General features: G+C 71.2%; 18 protein-coding genes. 11 read left to right on the top strand and 7 right to left on the bottom strand.

Annotated elements, in window-relative coordinates:
• The first annotated feature begins 625 nt into the window (after positions 1-625).
• From ACLJQM_RS32055 to ACLJQM_RS32045, 3 genes are all read left to right on the top strand, one after another.
• The gene (locus tag ACLJQM_RS32055; RefSeq protein ID WP_247013826.1) at positions 626-1,390 is read left to right on the top strand and encodes a DUF4239 domain-containing protein; all 765 of its coding nucleotides are present in this window, start codon (positions 626-628) and stop codon (positions 1,388-1,390) included.
• Positions 1,387-2,679 (top strand): DUF6923 family protein, encoded by a 1,293-nt coding sequence (locus ACLJQM_RS32050; protein ID WP_360774812.1) that lies wholly within the window; start codon positions 1,387-1,389, stop codon positions 2,677-2,679. The genes ACLJQM_RS32055 and ACLJQM_RS32050 overlap by 4 nt, the downstream gene beginning before the upstream one ends.
• 91 nt (positions 2,680-2,770) lie before the next feature.
• Positions 2,771-4,339 (top strand): esterase-like activity of phytase family protein, encoded by a 1,569-nt coding sequence (locus ACLJQM_RS32045; protein WP_410634063.1) that lies wholly within the window; start codon positions 2,771-2,773, stop codon positions 4,337-4,339.
• Here ACLJQM_RS32045 and ACLJQM_RS32040 read toward each other — a convergent pair.
• The gene (locus ACLJQM_RS32040; RefSeq protein WP_410634062.1) at positions 4,336-5,352 is read right to left on the bottom strand and encodes an autoinducer 2 ABC transporter substrate-binding protein; all 1,017 of its coding nucleotides are present in this window, start codon (positions 5,350-5,352) and stop codon (positions 4,336-4,338) included. The genes ACLJQM_RS32045 and ACLJQM_RS32040 overlap by 4 nt on opposite strands.
• Positions 5,353-5,617: 265 nt before the next feature.
• Between ACLJQM_RS32040 and ACLJQM_RS32035 the strand changes: the two genes are divergently transcribed.
• Positions 5,618-6,073: a DUF4396 domain-containing protein gene (locus ACLJQM_RS32035; protein WP_247013818.1), complete on the top strand. Its 456-nt coding sequence runs from the start codon at positions 5,618-5,620 to the stop codon at positions 6,071-6,073.
• A gap of 38 nt (positions 6,074-6,111) precedes the next feature.
• On the opposite strand, the gene ACLJQM_RS32030 is transcribed toward ACLJQM_RS32035, so the two are convergent.
• The 3 genes from ACLJQM_RS32030 to ACLJQM_RS32020 form a co-directional block, all read right to left on the bottom strand.
• Positions 6,112-7,341: a glucuronyl hydrolase gene (locus tag ACLJQM_RS32030; protein ID WP_360774805.1), complete on the bottom strand. Its 1,230-nt coding sequence runs from the start codon at positions 7,339-7,341 to the stop codon at positions 6,112-6,114.
• Between the two features lie 241 nt (positions 7,342-7,582).
• Entirely contained in the window at positions 7,583-8,806 is a 1,224-nt protein-coding gene (locus tag ACLJQM_RS32025) for a hypothetical protein (protein ID WP_360774802.1), read from the bottom strand.
• Between the two features lie 95 nt (positions 8,807-8,901).
• Positions 8,902-11,835 (bottom strand): BTAD domain-containing putative transcriptional regulator, encoded by a 2,934-nt coding sequence (locus tag ACLJQM_RS32020; RefSeq protein WP_410634061.1) that lies wholly within the window; start codon positions 11,833-11,835, stop codon positions 8,902-8,904.
• Positions 11,836-11,956: 121 nt separating this feature from the next.
• Here ACLJQM_RS32020 and ACLJQM_RS32015 point away from each other — a divergent pair, with 121 nt between their 5' ends.
• The 4 genes from ACLJQM_RS32015 (at position 11,957) to ACLJQM_RS32000 (ending at position 16,503) form a co-directional block, all read left to right on the top strand.
• Positions 11,957-12,613 carry an SH3 domain-containing protein gene (locus tag ACLJQM_RS32015; RefSeq protein WP_410634059.1) on the top strand — a complete coding sequence of 219 codons (657 nt, stop codon included), beginning with the start codon at positions 11,957-11,959 and terminating at the stop codon, positions 12,611-12,613.
• A 33-nt stretch (positions 12,614-12,646) separates the two neighbouring features.
• Positions 12,647-14,218 carry an alkaline phosphatase D family protein gene (locus ACLJQM_RS32010; RefSeq protein ID WP_410634058.1) on the top strand — a complete coding sequence of 524 codons (1,572 nt, stop codon included), beginning with the start codon at positions 12,647-12,649 and terminating at the stop codon, positions 14,216-14,218.
• A gap of 24 nt (positions 14,219-14,242) precedes the next feature.
• Positions 14,243-14,815: a TetR family transcriptional regulator gene (locus tag ACLJQM_RS32005; protein WP_410634080.1), complete on the top strand. Its 573-nt coding sequence runs from the start codon at positions 14,243-14,245 to the stop codon at positions 14,813-14,815.
• 224 nt (positions 14,816-15,039) lie between these two features.
• Positions 15,040-16,503, top strand: coding sequence for a glycoside hydrolase family 28 protein (locus ACLJQM_RS32000; RefSeq protein ID WP_410634056.1), 1,464 nt, complete (start codon positions 15,040-15,042; stop codon positions 16,501-16,503).
• A gap of 58 nt (positions 16,504-16,561) precedes the next feature.
• Here the strand turns inward: ACLJQM_RS32000 and ACLJQM_RS31995 are convergent, their stop codons facing one another.
• Complete coding sequence (locus ACLJQM_RS31995) at positions 16,562-17,749, bottom strand: glycoside hydrolase family 105 protein (protein WP_410634055.1); 1,188 nt, start codon at positions 17,747-17,749, stop codon at positions 16,562-16,564.
• Positions 17,750-18,106: 357 nt separating this feature from the next.
• Here ACLJQM_RS31995 and ACLJQM_RS31990 point away from each other — a divergent pair, with 357 nt between their 5' ends.
• Positions 18,107-19,861 carry an alpha-L-fucosidase gene (locus tag ACLJQM_RS31990; RefSeq protein ID WP_410634053.1) on the top strand — a complete coding sequence of 585 codons (1,755 nt, stop codon included), beginning with the start codon at positions 18,107-18,109 and terminating at the stop codon, positions 19,859-19,861.
• On the opposite strand, the gene ACLJQM_RS31985 is transcribed toward ACLJQM_RS31990, so the two are convergent.
• Positions 19,849-21,066: an MGH1-like glycoside hydrolase domain-containing protein gene (locus ACLJQM_RS31985; RefSeq protein WP_410634052.1), complete on the bottom strand. Its 1,218-nt coding sequence runs from the start codon at positions 21,064-21,066 to the stop codon at positions 19,849-19,851. The two genes, ACLJQM_RS31990 and ACLJQM_RS31985, sit on opposite strands and share 13 nt — an antisense overlap.
• Before the next feature lie 58 nt (positions 21,067-21,124).
• Here ACLJQM_RS31985 and ACLJQM_RS31980 point away from each other — a divergent pair, with 58 nt between their 5' ends.
• Positions 21,125-22,267, top strand: coding sequence for an ROK family transcriptional regulator (locus tag ACLJQM_RS31980; protein ID WP_360774780.1), 1,143 nt, complete (start codon positions 21,125-21,127; stop codon positions 22,265-22,267).
• A 297-nt stretch (positions 22,268-22,564) separates the two neighbouring features.
• Positions 22,565-24,496, top strand: coding sequence for a protease pro-enzyme activation domain-containing protein (locus tag ACLJQM_RS31975; RefSeq protein ID WP_410634051.1), 1,932 nt, complete (start codon positions 22,565-22,567; stop codon positions 24,494-24,496).
• 54 nt (positions 24,497-24,550) lie between these two features.
• Here ACLJQM_RS31975 and ACLJQM_RS31970 read toward each other — a convergent pair whose 3' ends face one another.
• Positions 24,551-26,074: a sensor histidine kinase gene (locus ACLJQM_RS31970; protein WP_410634079.1), complete on the bottom strand. Its 1,524-nt coding sequence runs from the start codon at positions 26,072-26,074 to the stop codon at positions 24,551-24,553.
• Positions 26,075-26,175 lie beyond the last annotated feature (101 nt).

Genomic DNA, 26,175 nt, shown 5'->3' with positions numbered 1-26,175 from the left:
GGTGGAGATGCCTTGCATCTGGGGTACGGACTTGGTCGTGGTGGCCAGTGTCCGGGCGGCGGCGCGGCCGAGGCTCAGTGGTGTCTGTTCGGATTCCACCGGGTCGGTGACAGTCACAGCGAAAACCCCTCATCAATCGCGTCGGAGCGAAATTCGCGTGGTCCAGCGAAGTCGCGAAATCAACATAGCAACGGCGCGCCACCGCACAATGCCACGATCGGGTCACCGAGTTCGATTGACGGGAGCCGCGCCGCCATTTCGGACACCCGCCGCCGGAGGCTCGGTCACCCCCGGTGTGCGAGCGTCACCCGGTCGGGAAGTGTCCAGCTCATAAGGGGAACAGCCGGTCGCCGGCCGGAGCGATGACCGCCGTCCGGTCGCCGGAAACTGGGCCGAACCGGCGAAATCCTGGACCGGGGTGCGGCCACCCGGATGAATCGAACAATGTACGGTTGTCCGGCCGGAAACCGGTGACTACTGTCTCGCTGGTTACCAATCCGGCGGCAGTCACGGCGGAAACCGGCACGTCGTGTGGATCGGCTGCGGACCGCGTCCGCCTGCTTCGGCCGGATTGGTGACTTGGGTGATCCCGGTGGTGGAAACCCCCGGCGGGGAAAGGACGTGGATGAACATCTTCGTGACCGGTGCGCTCTGGGTGGCCGGCGCGGCCTTGGTGGGGGGCCTGATCGCCTACCTGGTCCGCCGGTTCGGCTGGGACGAAGGCCGGCCCGACAACAACGACGCGGCGGGCCAGGTGTTCACCATCGTCGGCGGGCTGCACGCGGTGCTGGTCGCGTTCGTGCTCATCTCCCTGTTCGACTCCGTCGGCTCCGCGAGCCAGGACGCGCAGACCGAGGCCGACAGCCTGGTCGCGGCCACCTGGGCGGCCGACGCGCTGCCCGCCGACACGAAGGACCGGGTGCGCGAGCTCGCCGTCGCCTACGCGCGCACGGTCGAGGACCAGGAATGGCCGCGCCTGGCCGACGGCGGCGCGATCCCCGCGACCGGCTGGACGCAGCTCGACCAGATGCGCCAGGCGGTCGCGGCCGCCGACGTCGACGGCGACTGGCAGATCGACCGCAAGACCGAGGCCACCAACCAGCTCTGGTCGGTCTACCAGGCCCGCCAGCAGCGGCTGGCCAACTCCGGCGGCGGCGGGGTCGGCGCGGTCGTCTGGTTCGCGCTGATCCTCGGCAGCATCATCACCGCGATCCTGCTGCCCAACCTGTTCGGCGGCACCCGGCTGGCCGCGCACATCATCATCGTGTCCACGCTGGCCGGCACGATCACGTTGCTGCTCTTCGCGATCCACGAACTGCAGAACCCGTTCAGCGGCGGGGCGAAGGTGCCGCCGGAGGCGTTCACGACGGCGCTGGACCGGCTGGCTTGACCGGCACGCGGGCCCGCTGGGCGGCGATGCTCGGCGTCGCCGCGGCGGTCTCGGCGCTGCTCGCGGCGACCGGCTGGCTCACGCCGTCCCGGCAGCCGGCGGCCCAGGCGCCGGACCGCTGCACCATCCTGCAGGCGGAAAACGAACGCAGCGGCGCGCCGACGACGTTGCGGCTGCTCGACCTGCCCAGCGGCGCCACGAAACGCCTGACGCAGGCCGGGTACTGGATCAACGCGATGGGGTACTCCGCCGCTCAGGGCCTCGTCTACGGCGTCGCCGACGGCACCCGCGGCGGCCGGTACGCCCACGGCGCGCACGCCGTCCGGATCGACGGCCAAGGCACCGTCACCGACCTGGGCGTGATCGGCCGCGCGGGCGCGACGCGTCCACTGTGGAGCCTGGTCACCGGCGCGACCGCCGGCGCGGTCGCCGGGAACCGCTGGTACGTCCGGCAGGACAGCGATCTGTACACGGTGGACATCAGCCCGGCGACCCAGGACTACCTGCGGGTCGTGCACCGGACGCCGCTGCGGCCGGTGTCGCTGGCCGTCGGCGTCGACGACTTCGCCTACGACCCGGTGGACGGGCTGCTCTACGGCGTCTCGACGACTTCGCGCGGCGGCGGTGCCGTCGTCACGCTCGACCCGGCGACCGGCAAGGTCGTGCCGGTGCCCGGGCTGAGGTTCCCCGACGGCGGCGCGTACGGCTCGGTCGTGCTCGGCCCCGGCGCGATCTACGCCACGGCCAACCGCGACGGGCACCGCAGCGTCACCTACCGGCTGCCGCGTGACGGCTCGGGCCCGGCGGTCGAGGTCGCGACCGGGCCGGTGCTGGTGAGCGGCGACGCGGCCGGCTGCCTCACCGAAACACCGCCGCCCCCGCCGCCACCCCCGCCCCCACCGCCCACGACGTCGTCGCCTGAGCCATCTCCGCCGCCGACCACGACACCGGCCCCGCCGCAGACGACGACCCCGGCACCGACGCCGACCCCGACCACCCCGGCGCCGGAACCCCCGCCACCGCCGCGGCCGCCGCCGGTCGAACAGCCGGCCGCCCCGGTGCCGGCGCCGGCACCCACGCCGGCGCCGGTCGTCCGCCCCCGGGAGGTCACCCCGGCACCGGCGCCGCCGCCGACGTCCGCACCGCGCGCGCGGCCGACCGAGAAACCGCAGCCGGCGGCCGACGACACCGCGCACCGGACCCGGCAGCAACGCCGCTGGGGGCTCACCGCGCTGATCCTGGTGCTCGGCGGCGGAGCCGCGGCCGCGCACGGACGGCGGCACCGTTAAGGCCGGCGCCTTCTCGAAGACGTCCGTTGTCCACTTCGGCCGCTCAGACTCCTCCTCCGGCGCGATCGGCGCGCCGGAGGAGGAGAACCGGATGAAGCGGGTACGAATCGCCCTGGTGGCCGGGGTGCTGGCGCTGCCGCTGGTGGCGGCGGGACCGGCGGCGGCCCACGACCACGGCCCGCGGGCGAAGGACGACCACTACCGCGTCCGCGCGGGGCAGCCCCTGCGGGGCGGGGTGCTCGGCAACGACCGGTCGGCCACCGCGGTCGTCCGGCACACCGCGGCCGCGCACGGCACGGTGGCGATCGGCGCCGACGGGACGTTCCACTACACCCCGGCGCCCGGCTTCACCGGCCGGGATTCCTTCACCTACACCGTTTCCGACGCGGTGAAGCTCTACCCGACGGCCCTCCCGCCGCTGGCGACGATCGGCGGCGTCGAGGTCAAGGGCGGCGCCTACGGTTCGGCGCTGACCCCGGTGCCCCTCTCCCGTGACGAGGTCTACGGCCTCACCGACCGCGGCCCGAACGTCGACGCGCCCGGTGGCGGCAAGATCGAGCCGCTGCCCGCGTTCACCCCGGCGATCGGCAAGTTCCGGCTGCGGGACGGGAAGGCCGTGCTGGAGAAGGTGGTCCCGCTGCGCGCGGCGGACGGCACGCCGTACAACGGCCAGGTCAGCCCGGTCGCCGACACCGGCGAGACCATCGTCGACCTGAACGGGAACACCCTCCCGAAGTCCGCGAACGGCTACGACTCCGAAGGCCTGGTCGCCCAGCGCGACGGCACGTTCTGGGTGTCCGACGAGTACGGCCCCTTCATCACGCACTTCGGCCGCGACGGCCGCGCGCTCGAGCGCCTCTCGCCGTACGACGGCTCGCTGCCGGGCGAGCTGAAGTACCGCGTCCCGAACAAGGGCATGGAAGGCCTCGCGCTCACCCCGGACGGCCGGACGCTGGTCGGCGTCATGCAGTCGGCGCTGCAGCAGCCGGACCTGACGAAGAAGCCGGGCAACGTGACGACGCTGCGGATCGTCACCGTCGACCTGCGGACCCGCGCCACGCACGAGTACCTCTACCTGCTCGACGACCCGGACGCGACGGGCACCGCGGTCAGCGAGATCACGGCGCTGTCGGCGACGCGGTTCCTGGTGGACGAGCGCGACGGCAAGCCGGAGCCGGGTGCTTTCAAGAAGCTGTACGAGATCGACCTGAGCGGCGCCACCGACGTCGGCCCGCGCGCCGCGGGTTATGACGCCGTCAAGGGCGGGCTGCTCGTCGGCGGCAAGAGCATCGACGCCTACGTCGGCAAGGACACCGCCGCCCAGGCGACCGCCGACCTGGCCGCGGCCGGCATCAAGCCGGTTTCGAAGAAGCTGTACCTCGACCTCGGTGCCCTGGTGACCGGGCTGGACCCGAGCGGCGGCTTCTTCGGGCACGACAAGGTCGAAGGCGTCGCGACCACCGACGGCGGCCGGACCGTCGTGATCAGCAACGACAACGACTTCGGCATCGACGCCGTGACGAACGCGGCACCGCCGTACGCGCTGCACCCGAAGACACTGCCGGACGGCCGTCAGGACGACGGCGAGTACCTGGCCGTCGACACCACGAGGCTCCCGGCGGCGACGAGCACCGCGACGGTCACCATCGACGTGCGCTAGTACTTGAACTGGTCGACGTTGTCGGCGGTGATGAGCAGCGGATCGCCCAGCAGGACGGTCTTCGACGGGGCGTCGAACTTCACCGCCGGCAACTCCAGGCTCACCTTGTTGACGGCCTGGAGCGGCTTGCCGTCGGCGACCTGCTTCGCCGTCCACGCGGTGAGGTAGCCGAGCGACTCGACGTTCCACAGCACCGACTGCGAGCAGGACCCGTCGAGCAGGAACGGCTTGATCGCCTGCGGCGTCCCGACCCCGACGGTGAAGACCTGGCCGATCTTTTCCGCGTCGCGCACGGCCTTCGCGACGCCGGGCGCCGACGTCGTGCACTCGCCGATCAGCCCGGTCAGGCCGGGGTGGCGGACCATCAGCTCCTTGGCGAGGTTCGTCGCGGTGTCCTGGTTCTCGCCCGCGTAGACGGTCTCGACGAGCTGGGCCTTCGGGTACTGCGTGGCGGCGTAGTCCTTCTGGACCGCGATCCACGTGTTGAGGTTCGCCGCGGCCGGGCCGCAGGAGACGATCGCGTACTGCCCGGTGCCGCCGGTCTTCTTCATCAGCGCGTCGACGAGCGCGGTCCCGATGCCCTTGGCGGTGGCCTGGTTGACGAACACCTCACGCTGCGTGCCCGGCGCGTCGGTGTCCGAGGTCAGCACGTGGATGCCCTTCGCCCGGGCCTCGCCGATCACCTGCGCGAGCGCGGCCGGGTCGTTGGGCGCCACGACGATGACGTCGACCTTCTTGGCGATCAGCTCACGGAGGATGGCGACCTGGGCGGCCGGGTCGACGCTGCCCGGCGCGTTCGTGGACCACGCCACGCCCAGCTGCTTCGCGGCTTCCTGCCCGCCGGTGTCCATGGCCTCGAAGTACGGGATGCCCCCGATCTTCGGCACGAAGGCGACCCGGGTGGGAGCCGGCGCGGGCGCGCTGCCCAGCTGGTCCGAGCAGCCCCCGACCGTCAGCACGGCACCCAGCAGCAGCGTCGCGACCAGCCGGAAGGTCTTCGTCGGCCCTCGCATCCCACCCATTCCTCATGACTTGCGGACGGTCTGCGCACGGTGGAGACCAAGGGCGAACGGTAGGGCCCCGGGTAACGGAGGTCAACGGGATGTGCGCAAAGGGTTACGGAAGTGAGTTCTGCTCCGGGTGGATGAGAAGAAGATCGCCTGGTCGGCGGTGTCGGCCACGCAGGGTGACAATGACGCCCTCTCGAGCTTCCCTCGTCGCTCGGCGTGTGACTCGCGGAACTCGCGTTTGGTACCCCCCAGGGGTATAGTCGCCGGCATGAACGAACAGCACGGGGCTTCGTGGGCGACGGCGATCCAGGCGACCCTCCACTGCCTGACCGGCTGCGCCATCGGTGAGGTGCTCGGCATGGTGCTGGGCACGGCGTTCGGCCTGCACAACGCGGCGACCGTGGTCCTGTCGATCGCGCTGGCCTTCGTCTTCGGCTACGGCCTGACCATGCGCGGGGTCTTGAAGTCGGGCCTGGGCGTCCAGGCCGCCTTCAAGGTCGCGCTCGCCGCGGACACCGTGTCGATCGCCGTCATGGAGCTGATCGACAACACCGTGGTCGTGGCGATCCCGGGGGCGATGGACGCGGGGCTGGCCAGCTTCCTCTTCTGGCTGGCCTTGGCGCTGTCGCTGGCGATCGCGTTCGTCGTCACGGTGCCGGTCAACAAGTGGATGATCGGGCGCGGTCTCGGCCACGCCAAGGTGCACGCGCACCACCAGCACTGAAAGCACGTCCGGGGAGGTGGCGGCCTCCCCGGACGCCGCTACACGCTCGACAGGTCGACCGCGCGGTCGACCTTCCGCCGGTCCAGCACCCGCAGGATGCCTTCCAGCAGGTAGTAGTCGGCGTAGGGGAGCGACACCTCGACGCCGTCCTCGGCCGGGCGGTTGCGGGTGCAGCGGGCGACGCTCGCTTCGGCGCGCGTGGACTTCGTCGTCAGGCACGTGCGCGACACCGCCGTCAGGATGCGCAGCGCGCTGTCCCGGTACTGCGGGCGGTGCGTGAGCTCGGCCAGGTCCAGCAGGCCGCACGCCATGATCACGCCGGCCGAGGCGTCCTTGACGTCGTCGGGGGCCTGCGGCGCCAGGTAGTCCCACACCGGCACGTGGTCGGCGGTCAGCCGGGACAGCGCGTAGTCCGCGAGGCGCCGCGCCGTCGTCAGGAACTCCGGGTCGCCGGTGCGCCGGTGGATCGTGGTGAACCCGTAGACGCCCCACGCCTGCCCGCGCGACCAGCACGACGCCGGGCTGTAACCCTGCACGGTGTTCGGCCCGACCGGCGCGCCGGTGACCGGGTCGAAGTCGAACACGTGCGGCGTCGAACCGTCGGGGCGCGGGAAGTTCTTCTGCGCGGTCCTGGCGTGCGCGACCGCGATGTCCAGGTACGCCGGGTCCCCGGTCTGCTCGGTCGCGAACGCCAGCAGGTCCAGGTTCATCATCGTGTCCATGATGACGCGGCCGGCGTTGTCCGGGTCGTTCAGCGCACCCCAGGCGCGGATGAACTTCCCGGCCGGGTTGTAGCGCTTGATGAGCGACGACGCGGCCTGGATCGCGCCCGCGCGCCACTTCTCGTCGCCGGTGAGCCGCCACGCCGTCACCCACGAGGGGTAGAAGAGGAAGCCGAGGTCGTGCGTGCCGGTGTCGGTCCGGCGCGGCGCGAGTTTCTCCGCGGACGCCAGCGCGAGGGTCTTGAATTGTTCCTCGCCGCTGTGCAGCCAGGCCAGCCACAACTGGCCGGGCCAGAATCCGCCGACCCAGTCGCCATTCTGCGAATAGGTCCATTTCTCGAACTTCGTGCCGACCGGGAACGCGGTGACGCCGGGGGCCACCGCGCGCAGCTTCGCCACCGCGTAATCGGCCGCTTGGCGGAGCGTCCGGGTCACGGTGGCCTGGTCGGGAACTTCGGGGGTGGCCGCGAAAGCAGAGGTCGAACTGCTCGCGGCCACCGCGGCACCGGCCGCGGTGGTCAGCAGGGTTCTCCGGGAAACGCTCACAGGGGACCGCCATTCCGTGCGGGGAAAGTGCCCGGAATTTTTGCACGGTCACCCGTGAGTTGTACACCCGGCGGACTCGCATTCACGCTTGTGAATTGACGTCCCGGTGAGCGGGAATGGCGGAGAAAAGGGCGAAGGCCCGGTGGGGGACACCGGGCCTTCGCTGTTATCGCGGGGGTGAGGGCAGTCAACCACGCGATGATCGAGGCTCACTCGAGCCGCGCTTCAGAGCTTCAGTGCTTCAGCACTTCGGCGCCACTGGGAGGTCGGAGCCGGTCTGCAGGTAGGTGTCCGACACGTAGTGGCCGGGGCCGATGCGATCCCAGATGTTGCTGGTGCCGAACTTGCCGGTGACGGTGTCGCCCTCGACGTAGCACTCGATGGTCACCTTGGCGTAGTTCGCCGCGAGGCCCTTGATGGCGGCCGACGTGCTCGCGCTCGCCCGGACGTTCATCGGGTCGCCCGCGGTGCTGACCACGCCGGTCGGGCCGGAGCCGGTCCACAGGTAGGTGACGTTGACGTTGCCGTTGTCGGACATGCCGAGCCCGTCCCAGAAGACGCCGTCGGCGAGGTCGATGCCGGCCGGGTTCGCCACCTTGTAGCCGAGGCCGCTCTTGCCGCCGTTGTACCCGTTGTAGTAAGCGGCGTACGCCTCGGGCTGGCCCTGCGGCAGGTCCTTGAACTTGGTCCGGGTCGCCGCCGGGTTCCAGTAGTCGTCCTGCTCGTTCCACGGGCCGATGTCCCACACCGGCGCGTACTCGCACTTGCTGCCGTCGGTGCGGCAGACGCGCACGGAGTAGGTGCCGGATCCCTTGCCGGACAAGCCCTTCCCGGACGGAAGCGCGACGAAGTGGTCGCGGCTGGTGATGACGTGACCGTTCGCGGTCGTGCCGCCGATCAGGCCCTCGCGGGTGCCGTAGACCTTGTACGTCAGCGCGGCGGCCGCGGCCAGCGCGTTGACCTGCGGGGCGTTGTCGGCGCTGAGCTTGACGTCCTTGACCGTCGGCCGCACGCCGTCGGTGCTGCTGTGCAGGCTGATGCGCACCTGCACGGCGGAGACGGCGGTCTTGAGCGTGGTGCCCGCGGGCGTCCACTCGGTCCAGTCGTTCACCCCGGTCCGGCCGCGGACGTCGACGTCGACCGAGGTCCCCTTCGGCGTGTCGGCGGCCAGTTCCGCGCTGACGCGGTTGGCGGCGGAGCCGAGCGCGTGCTCGGCGGTGGTGAGACTGCCTTCACTGCCGGCGAAAACCCGCGCGGTTCTGTGCCACGCGGCGTCGGCCAGCGTCAGCGTTCCGCCGGTGCCGGCGACGTTGACGTCATCGCTGTCCACAGTGGACACATCGGCGGTCCAGCTCGCGCCATCGGTCTTCGCCGCGGCCTGGGCGGGTGCTCCGGCCAGCGCCGTCACCGCCCCCGCGGCCAGAACCGCCGCGGTCACGCGGCCGGCCTTCCTGATCCGGATCATCCCCGGTTCTCCCTTCGCACCTGTTCACTCGAACGTGGCGAAAGACTGACGGGACGACGTACACGATCCGTACAAGCAGGTTGTGCACCCGGGCGTCAGGCGGAAACGATGTGCGGCGGCTCGGCGGGCGCCGCGGGAGCCGGGGGCCGGGAGGAGGACAGCTCCCGCCAGATCGCCAGCGCCCGCTCCGAGTAGTCCCGCGACCGCTCCGGCTGCGAAAGCGCCCGGTGCAGCTCCCCGAGCAGCTGCGAAACCTCCGCCTCCGACCGGCGGTCCCCGTTCCGGCGGTGCACCGACAACGAGTTCACCAGCAACAGCTGCGCATGCGCGAAGTCCCCACTGTGCAGGCACAACTCACCGAGGTTCTGGTTCGCGTACCCCACACAATGATCGTCACCGAGGTCGGTGAAGATCGCGATCGCCCGGTCGACGTGCTCGCGGGCCGCCGCCAGGTTGCCCTGGTGCTGGAACAGCAGGCCCAGGCGCTTGAACGCGTGGGCTTCGCGGTGCCGGTCGCCGATCGCCGCGGACAGCTCCAAGGCGTCGGTGAACCAGCGCTTCGCCGCCGCGTAGCAGCCTCGGGACATCCAGACCGCGCCCGCGCCGATGCGGGCCACCGCTTCGCCGTGCGGGTCGTCCGCCTCCGCGAACAGCTTGAGCGCCTCGTGGCAGTGGTCGAGTGCGCGGTCGTCCTCGCCCTCGATGCGCAGGATCGTGGCGAGCCCGGTCAGCGCGATGCCGGCCCCCTGCGCGTCGCCGACCCGCTCGAACAGCGCCCGGGACTCCTCGAACGCCACCCGCGAACCCGCGTATTCGTCCTGGTAGAGCAGGTACTGCCCGAGGTTGCGCTGGACGATCGCCTCCGCGCGCAGTGAGCCCGTGCGGCGGGCCGCGGCCAGGGCGATGAGGTGGGTGCTGTGCCAGTCGTCCTGGTGGCCGCGCAGGTCGAAGTACGGTGCCAGCGCCGACGCCAGCTGCCAGGCCAGGTCGTCGAAGCCGTTGTCCGCGGCCAGGGAAACCGCCGCGACGCTGGTGTGGCGCTCGGCCGCGAACCACGCCGCCGGGTCGTCGGGCAGGACGTCCGCGGGCACCGCCGGGCGCGGCAGCTCGTCGTCGCAGTACATGCCGAAGAAGTGCAGCGGCATCCGGCGCGCGGCCTCCAGCGCCAGCGCCAGGTAGCCGGTCAGGACCCGGCGCAGGGCAGCCCGCGTCTTCTCCGCGTCGCTCCGCGCGGCCAGCTCGACCGCGTACACGCGCAGCAGGTCGTGGAGCCGGTACCGCGGCTGCCCCGCCGAATCGGACCCGACCAGCTCGACGAGGTGGCCGTCGACCAGCACGTCGAGCACGTCTTCGGCGTCGCGGCGGCCGAGCACGGCCGCGACCGCCCACGGCGGGAACTGGACCGGCCCGAGCAGCCCGAGCCCGCGGAACGCGGTGGCCGCGGACATCGGCAGCAGGTCGTAGGACAGCGTCACGCTCGCCCGGACGGCGAGGTCGCCGACGCGCAGTTCGTCGAGCCGCCGGTGCTCGTCGCGCAGCCGGTCGGCCAGCAGCCGCAGCGTCCAGCCCGGCCGGTGCGTCAGCTTCGCGCCGGCCACCCGGATGGCCAGCGGCAGGTGCCCGCACTGGCGCAGGATCGCCGCCGCGCTCTCCGGCTCGGCGGCCACCCGCTCGGCGCCGACGATGCCCTGCAGCAGCCGCGCGGCCTCGGCCTCGGGCAGCAGGTCGACGTCGACCGCCTTCGCGCCGGCCAGCCCCGGCAGCCGGATCCGGCTGGTCACCAGCACCGCGCACGCGCCGGCCCCGGGCAGCAGCGGCCGCACCTGGGCGGCGCTCCCGGCGTCGTCGAGCACGACGCACATCCGCCGCCCGGCCAGCCGCGACCGCAGCAGCGCCGACCGCTCGGCCGGCTCCCGCGGCAGGCCCGCGTCCGGGACGCCGAGCGCGTGCAGCAGCTCGGCGAGCACGCCCATCGGCGCGCGCGGCGAAGACGACGTGCCGGCCAGGTCGACGTGCAGCTGGCCGTCGGCGAACTCCTCGCGGACGGCGTGCGCGATGCGGACGGCGAGCGCCGACTTCCCGACCCCGGGCGCGCCGGTGAGCACGATGACGGCGGGCGTGCCCGAGCCGGCCCGGTCCCGCATCAGGGCGACGACGTCGCGGATCACGTCGTCACGGCCGGTGAAGTCCGGCAGGTCGAGCGGCAGTTGGCAGACCGGGGCGACGTCGGCGGGGCGCGGGGCGGCGACGGTCTCCGGCACCAGCGTCGCGCGCAGCTCGCGCAGCCGCGCACCCGGTCCGGCGCCGAGCTCTTCGCGCAGGACGCGCTCGGCCGACTCGTACGCCTCGATCGCGTCGGCGGTCCGCCCCGCGGCGCGCAACGCGACGATCAGCTGCGCCCAGAGCTCTTCGCGCAGCGGGTGCTCGGTGACCAGCCCGCGCAGCTCGGCGACGGCCTCCCCGCAGCGGCCGAGGCCGATCCGCGCGCGCAGGCGCTGTTCCTGCACCGACAGCCGGAGTTCGGCGAGCCGGGCGACGGTCGCGCCCCAGCTGTGGTCGTGCGGCAGTCCTTCGAGGACTTCGCCGCGCCACAGCGCGTCGGCGCGGTCGAGCAGCTTGAGAGCGCTCTCGGCCCGGTCGCGATCAAGCTCTTCCTGCGCTTCGCCCGCCAACGCCGCGAAGGCGAGGTGGTCCAGCTCCGCCGGGGACGCGGTCAGCAGGTAGCCGGACGCGCGGCTGCTGATCCGTTCGCCGAGACCGGGGTCGATTTCGGCGAAGCGCCTTCGCAGCGAATGGACGTACGTGCGGATGTTCGCCGCCGCCGACCGCGGTGCCGATTCCGGCCACAGCACTTCGACCAGGACGTCGGTGGACACGACGACGTTCGGCTGCAGCGCCAGCGCGGCCAGCAGCAGCCGGGGCTTCGGCCCGCCCAGCGCGATCACCCGCCCGGCGGCGGTGACCTCCAGCGGGCCGAGCACGCGGATGGTCAGCGAGGTGGTCTCAACCTGCCCGATGAGTTCCCCCATGAGCGGATGCTATGACCGCCCGACCTCGGGCGATAGATCCATTCGGAGTGTCTGGGCGCGCGCGTGCGCGCGAGGACGGGCTTTGTACGAGACGTGTACGGGCCGCGGTCACGCTCCCGCCATGAAGCGTTTGAACCTCCGGCGTATCGCCGGACTCGGGGTGATCGTGGCGGCGATCGGCTCGCTCGCGGCCGGCGGCGCGCTCGAGGCGTCCGCCGCGGCGAGCGGCACCGTGAAGACCGCGGGCGACCCGCTCAACGTCCGCCGGGCGCCGACCGCCAGCGCCACGGCCGTCAAGACCGTCGCGAACGGCGCGACCGTGGCCATCGACTGCCAGCTCACCGGCTCCTCGGTGACCGGCACCTACGGCACCAGCACGCTCTGGGACTACGTGCCCGCGCTCGGCGGGTACATCTCGGACACCTACGTCTACACCGGTTCCGACACGCGGATCGCGCCGGACTGCGGGGTCGGCACGGGCAGCGCCCAGTGCGCCGGCGCCTGTGCCGGCGAAGGGCAGTACCGCTCGTCCGACTCGCACTTCCTGGTCTACGACACGAACGCCGACGGCTACTCCGCCGTCGTCGCCTACTGGCTCAAGGGCGGCGCCGGGCCGTTCTACGTCTGGAACTCCGGTGGCGAGGGCACGAAGGCCGACAAGGCCGTCTCCGTCTCGCACGGCGGCTGGGTCTTCTACAAGGTCTGCGTCGCCGACTACACCACCGGCAAGCCGGACCTGAAGTCCTGCAGCGACGGCCTCACCGACTTCGCGGCCTGACCGCGTCCACCCGAAGAGAAAGGGCTTTCCACCATGGGTCAGGTCAACCGGCGCAAGGTGCTCCTCGGCGGCCTCGCCGCGGTCACCGCCACCGCGGCTTCGGCGGCGCTGCCGTCATGGGCGAACGCCCGCACCACGGCCGCCGCCCCGGCCGTCCACGATCCCTTCCAGCTCGGCGTCGCGTCCGGCGATCCGCTGCCCGACAGCGTGGTCCTGTGGACGAGACTCGCGCCGGCCCCGCTCGACCCGGACGGCTTCGGCGGCATGCCGGACGCCACCTACGCGGTCGACTGGGAGATCGCGAACGACCAGGCGTTCAGCTCGATCGTGCAGAGCGGCCAGGTGAGCGCCGTCCGCGCGGCCGCGCACAGCGTCCACATCGAACCGACCGGCCTGCAGCCCGCGCGGGAGTACTTCTACCGCTTCAAGACCGGCGGCTACCTTTCGCCGGTCGGCCGGACGCGCACCGCGCCCGCCGCCGGTGCCGCGGTCAACCAGCTCAAGTACTGCTTCAGCTCCTGCCAGCACTGGGAGGAGGGCTACTACCACGCGTACAAGGGCATCGTGGCCGACGACCCGGACCTGGTGCTGTTCCTCGGCGACTACATCTACGAGAAGAAGTCGGGCCGCGCCGCCGCCGAACGCAACCCGCGCAGCCTGGCCTTCACCGAGGACGTGACGACGCTCGCGCAGTACCGCGCCCGCCACGCGCAGCACAAGACCGACGCCGACCTGCAGGCCGCGCACGCGATCGCGCCGTGGATCGTGGTCTTCGACGACCACGAGGTGATGAACAACTGGAACGGCACCACCTCGCCCGCGACGGCCGCGCGCAAGGCCGCCGGGTTCCAGGCGTTCTACGAGAACACCCCGATCCGGTCCACGGCCAAGCCGAACGGCTCGTCGATCCAGCTGTACCGCCAGTTCGTCTGGGGCAACCTCGCCCGCTTCCACATGCTCGACACGCGCCAGTACCGCAGCGCCCAGGTGGCCGACCCGTCCGGCTCGACCGGGCCGTCGTGCACGGACACGCGCAGCACCTCGCGCAGCATCCTCGGCAGCACCGAGGAAGCCTGGCTGCTCAAGCAGTTCGAGTCGCACCCGACGACGTGGGACTTCCTCGGCCAGCAGGTCTTCTTCGCCACGCGCGATGGTGACGGGAACAAGGCCACCTGCGAGAGCCCCGACTCCTGGCAGGGCTACGAGGCCTCCCGCAACCGGATCCAGCAGGGCTGGGTGGACCGCAAGGTCGCCAACCCCGTCGTCCTCACCGGCGACGTCCACCGGCACTGGGCCGCCGACCTGCGGCTGGACTACTTCGACCACAGCGACCCGGTCATCGGCTCGGAGCTGGTCACGACGTCGGTGACGAGCAACAGCGACACCGCGACCGCGCCGAGCGCGGCCTGGTACGCGAACAACCCCCACGTCAAGTACTGCAAGGGCGAGCGCGGCTACGTCCGCGTCACGACCACGCCCGGGCAGACGCGAGCGGATTTCATGACCACGTCGGACACCAGCGTCTACGACCCGGCGTCGGTCGTGATCAAGAACGATGTCAGTTACGTAGTGCAAGCGGGCCAGCCTGGCCTGCAGAAGGTCTGACCCCGGGACGCTACGCGGACGGCGATCTCGGCGGCGGCGATCCAGCTCTTCCTTGAGCGCGGGTTCGACGCCGTCGGGGTCGCCGAAGTGGCGGGCGCGGCCGAGGTGTCCAAGCGGACGCTCTTCGCCTACTTCCCGACCAAAGAGGACCTGGTGCTGCACCGGTTCGCCGACCACGAGACCGGCGCGGCGGCCGTCGTCCGCGCCCGCCGGCCCGGGCAGGGAGCCCTCGAAGCGCTGCGGGAGGCGTTCCTGCGCGGGTTGGACGAGCGTGCACCGGTGACCGGGTTGTGCGACGAGCCCGGCGTGCTCGCGGTGTTCCGGCTGGTCACCGGAACCCCGGCGCTGACGACCCGGCCGGCCGGGTTCGCCGGTGCGGGGGAGGCGGCGCTGGCCGCCGCGCTCGGGGAGGCCGGCGTCCCGGCGCTCGACGCGAGTCTCGCGGCCGCGCGGATTTCGGCGGTCCGCCGGGTGCTGGCCACGGCCAACATGGCCGCGGTGGCGGCCGGCGTCCCGGCGGGACAGCGCTTTCCGGCGGCCGTCGAGGCGGCCGATCGGGCGTTCACACTGCTGTCGTCCGGACCAGAGTTCGCCTGATCATGCGGGATTCTCGGTCCGGGCGTGAAATTCGCACGGTATCCCCGGGGGCGCCGGCGGTAGACTGCGGAAATCCCGAAAGGACCCCGGGGGACCCGCGTCCGACTGGGGGTGGCGCGGGTCCCCCGAGCCAGTCGATCTTGACAGTCCGTTGGCGCCACTCGTAATCTGGGTTCTCCGCCGTCATGCCGAATTTCCCGATTCCATGACAAGGCGGTCTCACGGTGAAAAGATCTTTGCTGATCAGCTGGGCGGTGGCCGGGCTGGTGGTGGCCGGTACCGGAATCTCCGCGGCGGCGCCCGGTGGCGTCTACGACGTGAAGGACTACGGCGCGAAGGGCAACGGTTCCGCCAACGACTCTTCCGCGGTCGACAAGGCGATCACGGCGGCCAACGCCGCGGGCGGCGGTACCGTCCGGTTCCCCTCAGGTACCTACAAGTCCGCGAACACGGTGCACCTCAAGAGCAACGTGACGATCCAGCTCGACGCGGGCGCGACGATCACCGGGTCCGGTGCGGACACCTACGACAAGCCCGAATCGAACCCCTGGGACGACTACCAGGACTACGGCCACAGCCACTTCCACAACGCGATGTTCGCCGGCGACAAGCTGACGAACATCGGTTTCACCGGCGCGGGCACGATCGACGGCGGCGGCAACCTGATCACCGGCAACCCGAAATCCGGTGAGGCGGACAAGATCCTGTCGCTCACCCGGTGCGACGGGCTGACGTTGTCCGGCATCAAGCTGCGCCGCGGCGGGCACTTCGCGGCGCTGGTCAACGGGTGCAAGAACGTCGTCTCCGACCACCTCACCATCGACACGGCGGGCGATCGCGACGGCTGGAACATCATCAGCACCACGAACGTCACCATCACCAACGCCGCCATCGCGGCCAACGACGACGCGCTCGTGTTCAAGAGCGACTACGCGCTCGGCGCGAAACTGCCGAACGGGAACGTCACGGTGACCGGCGCGAAACTCTCGGCGGTGTGCTGCAACGCGCTGATGTTCGGGTCCGAGACCTGCGGTGACTTCACCGGCTACCGGTTCTCGGACATCGCGATCACCGGCGCGCACAAATCGGGTCTCGGCATCGTTTCCATGGACGGCGCGAAGATCTCCGACGTGCACTACCGCAACATCACGATGTCGGGTACGTATTCGCCGGTGATGATGAAGATCGGCACGCGGAAACGGTGCGGGAACAACCCCGGCGTCGGCTCGATCAGCGGGATCACGTTCGACAACGTCACCGGCACGCACACCGGCAGCAACTTCAGCCCGACGATCTGGGGCGCGGACAGCGGTCACCGCGTCTCCGATGTCACCTTCACCGGTGTCAAGCTGACCGTGCCCGGTGGCAACGGGACCGCGGGCACCGGCGTGCCGAGCAACGACGCGACGGACTACAACCCGAAGAGCATCGGCACCCGCCCGTCCTACGGCTGGTACCTGCACTACGCGGCCGGCATCCGGTTCGTGGACAGCTCGGTGGACTTCGGGAAGGACGACGGCCGCCCGGCGAGCATCGTCAACAACAGCTCGGACATCACGTTCGACCACTTCACCGCGGAGAAAGGCAGTAAGAGCCCGTACGACATCGGCTTCCAGTCGGTGACGGGCTACTGCGTCCGGGACTCGGCGCTGCGCGTGGACGCGACGGGGTCCACTTCGGACTGCTGACGAAAACGGAGGGGCCCCGGCCGGAAAGCCGGGGCCCCTCCTGCGGCGCGCCTCGTGGTCAGTGGTGGAACTGCTCGTTCATGATCAGGAACGCGCCCAGGCCGTGGAAGTCGTTCGTCTTGCGGGCCCGCGCGTAGTAGTAGGACAGGTCGCCGACGTTGGTGCCCTCGCAGATGTCGGTGATGTTCGTGAGGCCGTCGGAGCCGAGGGAGATCTTCTTCAGCACGCCGGCGTAGCCCTTGTCCGCCACCGCCTGGTAGGACGAGGGCAGGTAGCCGCGCTGGACACCGCGGGCGATCGTGAACGCGTACATCGACGACGCCGACGTCTCCAGCCAGTTCTTCGCCTCGCCGCCGCGGTCGACGACCTGGTACCAGCGGCCGCTGGCCGGGTCCTGGTAGCGCTGGTAGCCCGCGGCCAGGAACCGCACGACGTCGATCAGCGCGGCCCGGCGCGGGTGGTCCGCCGGGAGCACCTCGAGGATGTCGATCGTGGCCATGCCGAACCAGCCGATCGCTCGGGCCCAGTGGTACTTCGAGTGGTGCCCGGCCCCCGACGACCAGGATTCGGAGCCGTCCTCGTCGTAAGCGTGGTACAGCAGGCCCTTCGCCGGCTCGCGGAGGTGGCTGAAGTACACCGAGATGTTCTTCGCCGCCTCCTCGAAGCAGTACGCGCCGTCGTCGAACGCGGCGCCGTAGAGCGCGAGGAACGGCTGGGCCATGTACACACCGTCGCCCCACAGCTGGCCGACCTTGCTCGTGGCGTGGAACATGCCGCCGTCGGACGTGCGGGGGTAGGCCGGGAACCGCTTGCGCAGCTGGTCGGCCGCCGTCTTGTACTTCTTGCGGCCCGTTTCGGCGTAGAGCAGCGGCAGCAGCTGGCACGAGCGCATCGAGTCGAGGTTCGTGAAGCTGTTGGAGATCCCGCTGTCGGTGATGAACCGGTCGTACCAGGCGACGATGTAGTCGAGGTACTTCTGTTCGCCGGTGCGCTGGTAGAAGAGGTACTGGCCGTAGAGGTAGAGCCCGAGGGTGTAGCCCCAGCCGCCGATGGTGCCCGGCGTGTAGCGCTTCATCGTCGAGTCGATGACCGCCCGCGACCAGTCCGGTGGCGGCGCGGCACCGCCGATCGGGGGCAGCCGGTCGGCCGCGCGCGCGAGGGGGCCCGCCGCGGCGAGGGCACCGAGCGCGCCGAGCGTGCCGGTCAGGACCGCGCGCCGGGTCGGGCGAAGGGGGTGCTCGGACATGCGTCGTCCCTTTCCTGCACTGGCCCCCGCGACGCGGGTGGTGCGAAGAGGTGGCCGGGATGCCGATCCGCCGTCCGTCGGCATCCCGGCCGGCTCTGGGGCGCGGCGTGCTACCCGTTTCGCCGGAGCGGTGGTCGGGGAGCGAAAGCGCTTCCCACGGAGAACATGTACTCGCCTCGCGCGAGCCGGTCAATAGAGGTCCGACCTCTTAAGTCATATATCAGATACTTGACCCGAATGGCGGGTACTTCGGTGTACCGGTGGGCGAAACGGGTGCCAAAGGTCGGATCAGAGGCTTGACCGACGGCGAACCGGAGGAGTACCACTCCGGGTGGACCAGACCACTGGAGGTCATCGATGTTCTTGCGTCGCTTGGGTGTCGTGTGCGCTTCTCTGCTGGCGGTGGCCGGGCTCACCGCCGCGCCGGCGTCGGCCGATCTGCAGAAACCCTCCCAGCAGTGGCTGCGTGAGAGCCAGGCGGGCCTGTTCCTGCACTGGGGCATGCGCACCTCGCCCGGCTACACCAGTTGCAGCGCCTGGGAGAAGGCGATCACCGACGGCGGGTGGAGTCCCGCTTACTGGGTCACCGAGGCGAAGAAGCTGCACGCTTCCTACCTGGTGCTGGCCTCCTTCCACAGCCGCCTCGGCTACTCGCGGGCGTGGCCGTCGAAGATCCCGGGCAGCTGCAGCACCAAACGGGACTTCCTCGGCGAGCTGGTCGCCGCGGCGAAGACCGAGGGGCTCAAGGTCATCCTCTACATGACCAACGACGCCCAGTGGCACGACGAGGGCGGCCACGAGTGGCTCGACTCGGCAGGTTACTCGAAGTACAAGGGCAAGACGGTGGACCTCGACGGCCAGGACGGCTTCGGCCAGTTCAGCTACGACAACTTCTTCGAGGTCATGAAGAACTACCCGGACCTCGGCGGGTTCTGGATCGACAACGACAACGCCTACTGGGAGTCCCACGACCTGTACCGGCAGATCTACCAGCAGCGCCCGGACTACCTGCTGAGCAACAACAACGAAGACACGCCGATCATGGACACGATCAGCAACGAGCAGAAGACCGGCATGACGCCGTCGTACGACTACCCGCAGGCGACGTACACGGCGATGCCCCGGCTCACGGAAGCGTGCTTCAAGCTGCCCGACACCGGTTCGTGGTGGTACGGCGGCTCGAACCCGCCGGTGACCAAGGCGCTCAACCTCGGCCGCCTGGTGACGAACGCCGGCTCGTCGATCAAGTCCCTGATGGCCGAGACGGCGATGGTGAACGGCCGGTTCCCGGCGAACCAGGAGGCGTTCAACAACTTCGCGGCCGGCTACCTCGGCGCGATCGCGGAATCCCTCGACGGCACCGAAGGCGCGGGGTACATGTACGGCGGCATGCAACCGGGCTTCTGGAACGACGGAGCGCACGGCGTCATCACGATCCGCGGCGGAACGCAGTACGTGCACGTGCTGACCAAGCCGTCGGGGAGCACCTTGAAGATCCGCGACAACGGCTACCGCGTCTCGGGCGTCACGAACCTCCGCACCGGCGCCGCGATCTCGTTCGGCCAAGGTGGTGGCACCCTGACGCTGTCCGGGCTGTCGGGCTGGGACGCCTACGACACGGTGTTCAAGGTCGAAACGGCGGGCCGCACGGGAACGTACGACCCGCGTACCGTGACGCTGAAGGCGAGCGCGTCCGCCAGTGGCCACAGTGGACAGTCCGCGAGCGACGGCGACTACCTCACGTACTTCGACAACGGCAAGACGCTCCCGGTCGACCTGGACTACGACCTCGGCGCCGCGCGGCCGGTCCGGTACGTCGGCCTCAACCAGCGCGAAGACTCGGTGAGCTACGCCCGGTCGGACACCGAGCAGTCCGCGCGCATCAAGGCCTACCAGGTGTTCGTCTCGGCCGACGGCAAGAACTGGGGGAGCGCACTGAAGTCCGGCACCCTCCCGAGCCACCGCGGCGTCCAGTTCATCGACCTGCCGGCGACGACGACGAGGTACGTCCGCCTGCGGGTGACGAGCACGTACGCGGCCTCGAGCGACAGCACGCGCTACAAGCGGCTGCGCATCGACGAAACCTGGCTGGGCTCGGCCTACGCGGGCTGAGCCAGCAGGTCCACGGCCAGCGCCGCGGTCCAGCTGAACGAGCGGGTGCCGTGGCCCGCTCCGGTCAGCGGGTCGCAGTACTCCGCGAAGTCCGTGGCCGCCGCCGTCGTCAGGAGGTCGGTGCGCAGCCGGGTGGCGAGCGCGTGTTCGCCGTGGTGGTGCAGGGCGCGGTGGAGGAGCCAGCCGACGTTGGACCACGACGGGCCGCGCCAGTAGCGGGCCGGGTCGAAGTCCGGGGCCGTCAGGTCGTAGCTCGGGATGCCGTGGACGCGGCCGAGGCCGAAGCGCGGGCCGGTTGCCGTGGCCAGCAGGGCCGGGGCGACCGCCAGGTCCGGGAGCAGCAGCGGCAGCAGCCCGGCGCACGTGTGCTGCCGGGTCAGCGCCCCGGTGCGGACGTCACGGGCGAAGAAGAAACCGTTGTCCCACAACGTGTCCTGCAACGCCTTCGCGATGCGCGCCGCCGATTCGCGGTGTTCCTCCGACGGCAGGCCGAGCTCCTCGGCGATCTCGGCCAGCGCCAGTTCGCCGTCGGCCAGCAGGGCGTTGAAGCCCGGGTCCTCGACGACGAAGTCGCCGAAGTCCCGGTAATCGCTGTCGCGGTAGTCCGCGGCGAGGCGGACGTACCGGCCGTAGTCGGCGTCGCTCGGCCGGTCCGCCTCGGTGCCGTGGGCCAGGTCGCGGCGGACGAAGCCGCTCGACGGCGTGACCCGCGCCAGCGGCTCGTCCCACGCCGGGCTGTTGTCCATCCCGGACTCCCACGGGTGCACGATCGCCGCGAGGCCGTGCCCGCCCGCGTCGCGTGATCCCCGCAGGTATTCGTGCCAGGCGCGCAGTTTCGGGTACAGCGTCGCGAGGAATCCACGGTCCGGCGCGGCTTCGTGCACCGCCAGCACCGCGCGCGCGTGCACCGGTGGCTGGACGATGCCGGACGTCCGCCCGGCGCGCCAGAAGGCCGGGCCGGGGAAGTACGCCTCGGGCGGGGTGCCGGGGTCGAACACGATGTGCGGGACGCGGCCGTCAGACCACTGTGCGGAGAACAGCGTCAGCAGCTCGCGCCGCGCGCGCTCGGGCGCGTGGTGGCGCAGGCCGATCGCGATGAACGCCGAGTCCCAGCTCCACTGGTGCGGGTAGAGCGATCGCGAGGGCACGGTCGACGAGCCGAGCCAGTTGCCCGCCAGTACGGCCGCGGCTCGTGTTACATCCATATGTCCAACTTATCTCGGACTTGTGTAGTGTCAATAGACAAAAGGGGGGAGACGTCGGATGCCGACCAGTGCCGGGGAGCTGTTCCAGCTGGTCAAGACGGGGGAGGCGACCACGCGCAAGGCGCTGCTCACCCGCAGCGGCCTGTCCCGGTCGACCCTCACCGCGCGCCTGGACCGCCTCCAGGCGGCCGGCCTGCTCGCCGAGGGCGGCCAGGAGGACTCCACCGGCGGCCGCCCGGCGCGGCAGCTGCGCTTCGACGACCAGCACGCCGTCGTCCTCGCCGCGAGCATCGACACCACGCACGCCGAGGCCGCGGTCACCGACCTGGCCGGACGGCGGCTGGCCCACCGCGAAGGCGAGCTGCGCGTCGCCGACGGCCCGGAACCGGTGCTCGACCGGATCGCGGGGTGGTTCGACGAGCTGCTGGCCGAGGCCGGACGGCCGGTGTGCGGCGTCGGCGTTTCCGTCCCCGGCCCGGTCGAACCCGGCCGCGCCCGCGTGACGCAGCCGCCGATCATGCCGGGCTGGGACGGCTACCCGATCGACGCCCACCTAGGCGCCCGCTTCGCCGCCCCGGTGCTGGTCGAGAACGACGCGAACCTGATGGCGCTGGGCGAGCACCGCGCCCGCCACCCGGACTCGGCCGCGCTGGTGGTGGTCAAGGTGTCCACCGGCATCGGCGCCGGGATCGTCCTCGGCGGCGAGGTGTACCGCGGCATCGACGGTGGCGCGGGCGACATCGGCCACATCCGTCTGCCGGGCCACCCCGGCGCGCGCTGCCAGTGCGGTTCGCTCGGCTGCCTCGCGGCCGTCGCCAGCGGAGGTGCCCTCGCCTCGCGCCTGACCGAGCTGGGCCTGCCGACGACGTCGGGCTCGGGCGTGCGCGACCGCCTCCTGGCGGGCGACCCGGCGGCGGTCCGGCTCGCCGAAGTCGCGGGCCGCCAGGTGGGGGAGGTGCTCGCGACGCTCGTTTGCGTGGTCAACCCGGGCGTGCTGGTCGTCGCCGGGGATCTCGCCGAACCGCATTTCGTCGCCGGCGTCCGCGAAGAGCTTTACCGGCGCGCGCTCCCGCGGGCGACGCAGCACCTGCGCGTCGAAATCGGCGGCCGCGGCGACGCGCTCGGCGGCGCGGTGGCGATGGTCGTCGACACGGTCTTTTCGACGGCCGAAGTGGACCGCAGGCTGGCCGCACCGCGCTGACCACGGCCGAAGTACCGTCACCGCGTGGACTGTCCCGAGTGGACGGACCACCCGACTTTAGTAGGTGGCGCGCGACCGTCGCCCGTGGTTCGCGAAACCGGACTTAACGCGCACCATGGAGCATTCCTCGCGTTTTTCGTCCGACAAATCGGATTTCCGCACCACCCCCCACATCGCGTGAATTCGCGACGAGATAACGGTTCCGCAAGCACTTCCCCGCGAGCGGAACACCGATCTAGTCTCACCCGGTGTTGCAAGGCCCGTTTTCCGGGGGCCGTTTCGAAGAGGGAGATTTCTGTGCGAAGAAGCTCCACCCTGCTCCTTTCGCTCGCGGTGGTGGGTGGCCTGACCGGCGCCCTGCCGGCGACGGCGTCCGCGCAGGGGCGTCAGGACATTCCGCAGTCGCACCCGTTGTGGGCGAACGCGCAGGCGAAGGTCGCCGACACGGCGCCCGCCGCGAAGCTGAGCTTCCGGGTCTACCTGAACCAGCGCGACAACGCCGGTGCCGAGGCGCTGGCCCAGGCCGTGTCCGATCCGGACAGCAAGACCTACCGCCAGTACCTGAGCCCGGACCAGGTGCGCGACCGGTTCGCCGCCAGTGACGCCACGGTCGACGCCGTCAAGTCGTGGCTGACCGGCAACGGCTTCAGCATCGGTGAGGTGCCGTCGAACCGCGCCTACGTCGAGGCCACCGGTACCGCCGGCCAGACGCAGCAGGCGTTCGACGTCAAGCTGAGCAAGTACAAGGTCAAGGGCCAGACCCTCCGCGCCGCCGACAAGAACCTGTCGGTGCCGGCGAACCTGGCGAACGACGTCCTCGGCGTCGTCGGCGTGGACCAGGCCACCAACCTGTTCAAGCCCGACCACGCCACCGGTTCCGGGACGCCGTCCGACGTCGCGCCCGGGCCCGGCTTCCGCAACGCGCGGCCGTGCAGTGTCTACTACGGCGAGAAGATCGACACCACCGATCCCGCCTACAACGGCAAGAACCTGCCGTACGCCCCCTGCGGCTACACCCCGGCGCAGCTGCGCTCGGCCTACGGTGTCGACAAGGTCGGCGCGGACGGCAAGGGCACCACGATCGCCATCGTGGACGCGTTCGCCTCGCCGACCATCTACGCCGACGCGAGCACGTACGCCAAGAAGAACGACCCGCAGCACCCGCTGAAGCAGAGCCAGTTCAAGCAGCACGTCTTCCCGGCGAACCCGGTCCTCGAGCCGCCGGACCAGTGCGACGCGGCGGGCTGGTACGGCGAGGAGACCCTCGACGTCGAGGCCGCCCACGGTCTCGCGCCGGGCGCCGACATCCTCTACGTCGGCGGTGAGTCCTGCGAGGACAACGCCCTCGACGTGGCGCTGAACTACGTGATCGCCGGCCACAAGGCCGACATCGTGTCGAACTCCTACGGCGACACCGGCGAGGACATCCCGGCCGACGAGGTCAAGGTGTTCAACCAGATCTCGCTGCAGGCGGTGCTCGAGGGCATCGGCGTCTACTTCTCCTCGGGTGACAACGGCGACGAGGTCGCGCGCCTCGGCACGCCGTCGCCGGACTTCTCCGCCTCGGCGCCGTGGATCACCGCGGTCGGCGGCACGTCCATCGCGATCGGCAAGGACGGCAAGCGGATCTTCGAGACCGGCTGGGAGACCAGCAAGTCCTCGCTGACCAACGGCGTCTACGGCCCCGCGGCCTACACCAGCGGTTCCGGTGGCGGCACGAGCCGGCTGTTCGCGCAGCCCTTCTACCAGAAGGGTGTCGTGCCGGACGCGCTGGCGAAGAAGAACCAGACCGGCAACAACAAGGGCCGCGTCGTGCCGGACATCTCGGCGATCGGCGACCCGAACACCGGCTTCCTGGTCGGCCAGACGCAGACCTTCCCGGACGGCGCCTACTACGACCAGTACCGGATCGGCGGCACGAGCCTCGCGTCGCCGGTGTTCGCCGGCATCATGGCGGTGGCCGACAGCTTCGACCACTTCCACCACGGCTTCATCAACCCCGTGATCTACAAGCTGACCTCGCGCACGCCGGCGATCAGCGACGTGAAGCACGTGGACGCCGCCGTGGAGCGTGTCGACTACGCGAACTCGGTCGACGCTTCGGGCGGCCTGCTCACCTCGGTGCGCACGCTCGACTACCACGGTCTCACCATCCACACGACCCCGGGCTACGACGACGTGACGGGTCTCGGCACGCCCAACGGGCTGCTGTTCCTGCTGCTCGTCTAGTTCCGTAGTTCATGAAGGGCACCCTCATGGCTTTTAAGTCCATGAGGGTGCCCTTCATGGCGTTTCCCCTAGGGGGATGACCGCGTGTACCGCGGTGCCGGCGGGGCCGCTCGAGACGGTCAGCTCGCCGCCCAGCGCCTCGACCCGGTCGCGCAGGCCGGCCAGGCCGGTGCCGCCGTCGAGGGACGCGCCGCCGACGCCCCGGTCGGTCACCTCGACCCGCAGCTCGGCGCCCTCGGTCGTGATCCGGACGCCGACGTGGTCGGTTTCCGCGTGCTTCAACGCGTTCGTCAGCGCTTCCGACGCCACGAAGTACGCCGTCGCCTCGACCGCCGCGTCGAGGCGGGGCACCGTGCCGACCGACAGCGCCACCTCCATCGGGCTGCGGTCGGCCAGCGAGCGGACCGCCGCGACCAGCCCGGCCTCGGTGAGGATCGCCGGCCGGATGCCGCGGGCCAGCTCCCGCAGCTCGGTGATCGCCGTCTGCAGCTCGTCGACCGAGCCGCTGAGCAGGGCGCGGACCTCCGGCGGCAGGTCGTCGCCGTAGCGGCGGCCGGTCATCCGCAGCAGCAGCACGACGCTCACCAGCCGCTGCTGGGCGCCGTCGTGCAGGTCGCGTTCCAGCCGGCGGCGCTCGTCGTCGCCGGCCGCCACCAGCCGCGCCCGCGACGCCCGCACCTCGGCCAGCCGCTGCTCCAGCTCCGCCGTGAGCCGCTGGTTGTCGAGCACCAGCCCGGCCGCGGCGTCGAGCGCGTCGATCGACCGGCTGTCCTTCCAGACCTCGTCGTCCTGCACCAGCGCGGCCAGCCCGCTGCCGTCGCGCTCCAGCAGCAGCCGGATCATCTCCGCGTTGCCGACGCGGGCGCGCAGCACCCCGGCCAGGAACGCCAGCGGCCACAGGCAGAACAGGATCCGGTACACCTGCAGCAGCGGCTCGGACAGCGGGTGCCCGTCGCCGAGCGCGGTGCCCGCCCCCGACGTGAGCGCGCCCAGCAGGGCGATCGCGACGACCGGCGAGAGCAGGCGCCGCTGCGGCAGCCGTCCGGTCAGCCAGCGGTAGAGCAGCACGACGACCACGCCGGCGCTGATCGCCGTCGCGGCGAGCTCGAGAGCGCGGTCGGCGAAGGCGCCGCCGCCCGGGCCGGGCCGGATCGCCAGCAGGTCGCGCGGGTCGTCGCCGGCCAGCAGCCCGACCACGCCGGAACCGAGCACCACCAGGTAGGCCGCGGCGACGAGCAGCCGTTCCCCCCGCGTGCGCAGCCTGCCGTGCGGGAACGCGAGCACGAGGTGCGCGATCACCGGGCTGGACGCGGCGCGCAGCGGCACGGCGATCGTGTACAGCACGGGGTCGCGGGTGAACTGGAGGTCTTCGAGGAACAGCGCGACGCCGGCGAGCGCGATGAGCACGCCGATCGGGTTGGCCGGGCGCCGGACGTGCGCGACCGCGCCCGCGAGCAGGAAGAGGAACCCGGTCGCGGTGCTGAGCGCGGTGTCGAGCGCGGAATGGTCGCCGTCGGCCGCCTTCAGCGTCAGCGCGGTGACGCCGAGGGCCGGACCGGCGATCAGCAGGCCGGTCATCACGAGCGTCCGCGGGTGCTGCGCCACGCCCACCCCTCCCGGTGTGCTCCCGGCCACGCAAACCGTGATTCGCCCGTTCGGGCTCTCGCGTTACACCGGGC

The sequence above is a fragment of the Amycolatopsis sp. cmx-4-83 genome, assembly GCF_046548815.1.
Classification (GTDB): domain Bacteria; phylum Actinomycetota; class Actinomycetes; order Mycobacteriales; family Pseudonocardiaceae; genus Amycolatopsis; species Amycolatopsis pretoriensis_A.
This window is presented reverse-complemented; position numbering and strand designations above follow the sequence as displayed.

Coding starts and splice junctions, on each gene's coding strand:
- ACLJQM_RS32055 (WP_247013826.1), top strand. CDS start 626: ATGAACATCTTCGTGACCGGTGCGCTCTGGGTGGCCGGCGCGGCCTTG.
- ACLJQM_RS32045 (WP_410634063.1), top strand. CDS start 2,771: ATGAAGCGGGTACGAATCGCCCTGGTGGCCGGGGTGCTGGCGCTGCCG.
- ACLJQM_RS32040 (WP_410634062.1), bottom strand. CDS start 5,352: ATGCGAGGGCCGACGAAGACCTTCCGGCTGGTCGCGACGCTGCTGCTG.
- ACLJQM_RS32035 (WP_247013818.1), top strand. CDS start 5,618: ATGAACGAACAGCACGGGGCTTCGTGGGCGACGGCGATCCAGGCGACC.
- ACLJQM_RS32025 (WP_360774802.1), bottom strand. CDS start 8,806: ATGATCCGGATCAGGAAGGCCGGCCGCGTGACCGCGGCGGTTCTGGCC.
- ACLJQM_RS32020 (WP_410634061.1), bottom strand. CDS start 11,835: ATGGGGGAACTCATCGGGCAGGTTGAGACCACCTCGCTGACCATCCGC.
- ACLJQM_RS32015 (WP_410634059.1), top strand. CDS start 11,957: ATGAAGCGTTTGAACCTCCGGCGTATCGCCGGACTCGGGGTGATCGTG.
- ACLJQM_RS32010 (WP_410634058.1), top strand. CDS start 12,647: ATGGGTCAGGTCAACCGGCGCAAGGTGCTCCTCGGCGGCCTCGCCGCG.
- ACLJQM_RS31995 (WP_410634055.1), bottom strand. CDS start 17,749: ATGTCCGAGCACCCCCTTCGCCCGACCCGGCGCGCGGTCCTGACCGGC.
- ACLJQM_RS31990 (WP_410634053.1), top strand. CDS start 18,107: ATGTTCTTGCGTCGCTTGGGTGTCGTGTGCGCTTCTCTGCTGGCGGTG.
- ACLJQM_RS31985 (WP_410634052.1), bottom strand. CDS start 21,066: ATGGATGTAACACGAGCCGCGGCCGTACTGGCGGGCAACTGGCTCGGC.
- ACLJQM_RS31980 (WP_360774780.1), top strand. CDS start 21,125: ATGCCGACCAGTGCCGGGGAGCTGTTCCAGCTGGTCAAGACGGGGGAG.
- ACLJQM_RS31970 (WP_410634079.1), bottom strand. CDS start 26,074: ATGACCGGCCTGCTGATCGCCGGTCCGGCCCTCGGCGTCACCGCGCTG.